Below are 3429 nucleotides of genomic sequence, written 5' to 3'. Positions count from 1 at the left end.
GTGTTGCCCTTCACTCGTACCGCGGTCATGCTGTCGGGCACCGGTTGCCCCGCGCGCGCGATCGCGATGCGGATCGGCTGGTTGCCGGCCTGGACGTTGTTGCGGACATAGGCGGCGTCGGTGCGCTCGTCGAATACGGAGAGCGACCAGTAAGGCGCGGGCACTGGGGCGACCTCGACCAGTACCGGGCCGTCGGACAGATCGAACGGGCAGGTCGAATAAGCGAGATCGGGACTCGGCCGGACGATCGCACGCGCCTTGTCGGTGGCGAGCGGCGCCGCGAACATGGTGTTGTAGCCGGCGCCCTTGGCGATGCGATGCGTGGCCAGGCCCATCAGCACGCGCGGAAACTGCGCCATCGCGACGTCATATCCGACGAAGGCGAGCACCAGCCCGATCAGCACGGGGAAGAACCAGCGCCGCATCAGCATCCCTCCTTGACGATCGAGGGAAGCTGCTCGCGGGTCATCGCGCCGACCCCGCCGTCGTCGGGCAGATAGGCGCGCAGGGTCAGTTCGAACCGATCGATCCGCCCGGTCGGCAACCACGCCCCCGCCTGCTCGGCCGGCGCCACGACGATTTCCCATTTGGTGGGATTGGGCAGAGCGGCGCTCGCCACCGAGAACAGATTGGCCTGATTGGCGACCAGATAGCCGTCATGGTCGTAGAGCGTCAGGCTCCACCATCTGGCTGGAATGCCGCCGCCCGAGACGCGGTATCGGCAGCGCCCGTCGAGCGGATCGCCGGCACTGTCGACCGCTGCGTTGTAATAGCGCGCCTCCTGCGCCGGCAGCGCCAGCAGCCCCCGCAGCGAGACGATCGCGCGGGTCAGCGCCCCGGCCCGCGCCGTGCCGAAATCGCTTCCCGTCGTCCATGGCCCGATCGCACGATTGGCGCCGAGCACGCCGGTGCGCACCCGCTGCACCGCGGCGCCGGCGCCCAGCGCCAGTCCCAGCACCCCGCAGATCGTGTATCGGATCCAGGGCCTCATGCCCCCTCTCCCCCCAAAAAACAGCCCAGGTCAGTTCGGGCAGCGGTGGTAGCGCTTGCCTTCCATCACCATCGCGTCGTCGCCGGTACGCTCGACCTTGAGGATCTGGTCGAATTCCTTGTTGTCGGCACTGTAGTTGCCGGTGACCTTGACCGTCTTGCCGTCGAGCGACCAGCGGCCCATGCCGCGCTTGCCGTAAAAGCCGCCGCCCGGGCCGAAATTGACCGCGCGCCGCGCCGTGCAATCGCCATTCTCGGCGCCCCAACGACCCGACAGCCAGGTGCGATTGACCCCGCCGGGTATCGGCTTGGGTGTCGGTTTGGCGGTCGGCGAGGGCTTGGGCGTCGGCGAGGGTTTCGGCGTCGGTGACCCCTTCGGGGTCGGCGACGGGGAAGGTTTTGGCGTGGGTTTGGGCGTCGGCGATGCGCTCGGGCTAGGCGCCGGCGACGGGCCGGCCGAGGGCGTCGGGGACGGAGTCGGGGCCAGATCGGTCACCGCCGGGCTCGCGGCAGTGCTGGGCGTGGCGGGCGGCACGTAACGATTGGGGTCGGCGACATCGTCGCGGAACATCCAATTGTCGCCATAGCGCACGAACCGCCCGGTCCGCGTCGCCGATTTGTCGCACTTGCCGGTGAACGGGCTGCAGGTCGTCGCACGATAGTCGCAGACATACCCCGGCCGGTCGGGCGCGGTCTTGCACGCGATCCGCTCGGCCGACTGCACCTTGGCGCCCGATCGCGTCAGCGCGTCGGCGATGTCCTTTTCCGACGGGCCGTCATTGCCGAAGCTGCCGCACGCCGCCAGCGGAGCAGCCATCGCCAAAACCCACCAGCGCGTCGCGGCTCGATCCATGACGGTTGAGTGCGGTCGCCGCATGGGCGAAGTCAAGCCCGTCTCAACCCGCTTTGCTGGCCAATGCCGCCTGGGCTGCGGCGAGCCGGGCGATCGGCACGCGATAAGGCGAGGCCGAGACGTAATCGAGCCCGACCTCCTCGCAGAATGCGATCGACGCGGGATCGCCGCCATGCTCGCCGCAAATCCCGAGCTTGATGTCGGGGCGCGTGACGCGCCCGCGCTCGGCGGCAAGCCGGATCAGTTCGCCCACGCCCTCGACGTCGAGGCTGACGAACGGGTCCTTGGGATAGATTCCCTTGTCGACATAGATGCCGAGGAAGCGCGCCGCGTCGTCGCGGCTGACGCCCAGTGCGGTCTGGGTCAGGTCGTTGGTGCCGAACGAGAAGAACTGGCCGACCTCGGCGATCTCCCCGGCCTTCAGCGCGGCGCGCGGCAATTCGATCATCGTGCCGATCAGATAGCTGATCTCGCGGCCCTTTTCGGCGAAGACCGCCTTGGCGGTGCGGTCGATCAGGTCCTTCATCAGCTCGAGTTCGCGGCGCGTCGCGACCAGCGGGATCATGACCTCGGGGATCGGCGCGCTATCAGAATCTGGGCCAGACTTCTCGGCGACGGCGACCGCCGCCTCGAAGATCGCGCGCGCCTGCATTTCGTAGATTTCGGGATAGGTCACGCCCAGCCGGCAGCCGCGATGCCCGAGCATCGGGTTGAATTCGTGGAGCTCGGCGGCGCGGCGCTTGAGATAGTCGACCTCGACCCCGGCGGCCTCCGCGACCTCTGCGAATTCGGCTTCCTCGTGCGGCAGGAATTCGTGGAGCGGCGGGTCGAGCAGGCGGATCGTCACCGGCAGGCCGGCCATGACCTCGAAAATCTCGACGAAATCGCCGCGCTGTTCGGGCAGAAGCTTGTCGAGCGCGACGCGGCGGCCCTTCTCGTCCTCGGCCAGGATCATCTGGCGCACCGCGGTGATCCGCGCGGCGTCGAAGAACATATGCTCGGTACGGCAGAGACCGATCCCTTCCGCGCCGAAATCGCGCGCGGTGCGAGCGTCGAGCGGAGTCTCTGCATTGGCACGGACCTTCAGACGCCGGACCTCGTCGGCCCAGCCCATCAAAGTACCGAAATCGCCCGCCAGTTCGGGCTGAACGGTCGGCACTTCGCCGATCATCACTTCGCCGCTGGCGCCGTCGATCGTGACGATATCGCCCTCGCCCACCTCGCGACCTGCGCAGCGCATGACTTTCGCCTTGGCGTCGATCGACAGCGTCCCCGCCCCCGACACGCAAGGCCGGCCCATGCCGCGCGCCACCACCGCGGCGTGGCTGGTCATGCCACCGCGAGCGGTCAGGATGCCCTTGGCGGCGTGCATGCCGTGAATGTCCTCGGGACTGGTCTCGACGCGGACCAAGATCACCGCCTCACCCGCCGAGGCGCGCTTTTCCGCGGTGTCGGCGTCGAACACGACCTTGCCCGAGGCCGCGCCCGGCGACGCCGGCAGGCCCTTGGTCAGCACGTCGCGCGGCGCCTTGGGATCGAGCGTCGGGTGGAGCAATTGGTCGAGCGCCGCCGGATCGACCCGCGCG

4 protein-coding genes are annotated in these 3429 nt (G+C 68.6%); all 4 read right to left on the bottom strand.

The genetic code is table 11. From position 1 onward, the window contains the following. Positions 1–425, bottom strand: a 425-nt coding sequence (locus tag ACTHJR_RS09365; protein ID WP_440522884.1) for a DUF1254 domain-containing protein, incomplete at its 3' end; no start/stop codon positions are given. Beyond that, positions 425–991: a DUF1214 domain-containing protein gene (locus ACTHJR_RS09360; RefSeq protein ID WP_440522883.1), complete on the bottom strand. Its 567-nt coding sequence runs from the start codon at positions 989–991 to the stop codon at positions 425–427. The genes ACTHJR_RS09365 and ACTHJR_RS09360, both read right to left, overlap by 1 nt. 30 nt (positions 992–1021) lie before the next feature. Next, positions 1022–1843, bottom strand: a complete 822-nt coding sequence (locus ACTHJR_RS09355) for a hypothetical protein (protein ID WP_440522882.1) — start codon at positions 1841–1843, stop codon at positions 1022–1024. Positions 1844–1886: 43 nt separating this feature from the next. Further along, a partial coding sequence (locus ACTHJR_RS09350) for a putative PEP-binding protein (RefSeq protein ID WP_440522881.1) occupies positions 1887–3429 on the bottom strand: 1543 nt, incomplete at its 5' end.

It is taken from the genome of Sphingomonas sp., from assembly GCF_051962185.1.
Lineage (GTDB): Bacteria > Pseudomonadota > Alphaproteobacteria > Sphingomonadales > Sphingomonadaceae > Sphingomonas.
Note: the sequence above shows the minus strand (reverse complement) of the source record. Positions and strands in the feature narration are given on the sequence as shown.

Coding starts and splice junctions, on each gene's coding strand:
- ACTHJR_RS09360 (WP_440522883.1), bottom strand. CDS start 991: ATGAGGCCCTGGATCCGATACACGATCTGCGGGGTGCTGGGACTGGCG.
- ACTHJR_RS09355 (WP_440522882.1), bottom strand. CDS start 1,843: ATGGATCGAGCCGCGACGCGCTGGTGGGTTTTGGCGATGGCTGCTCCG.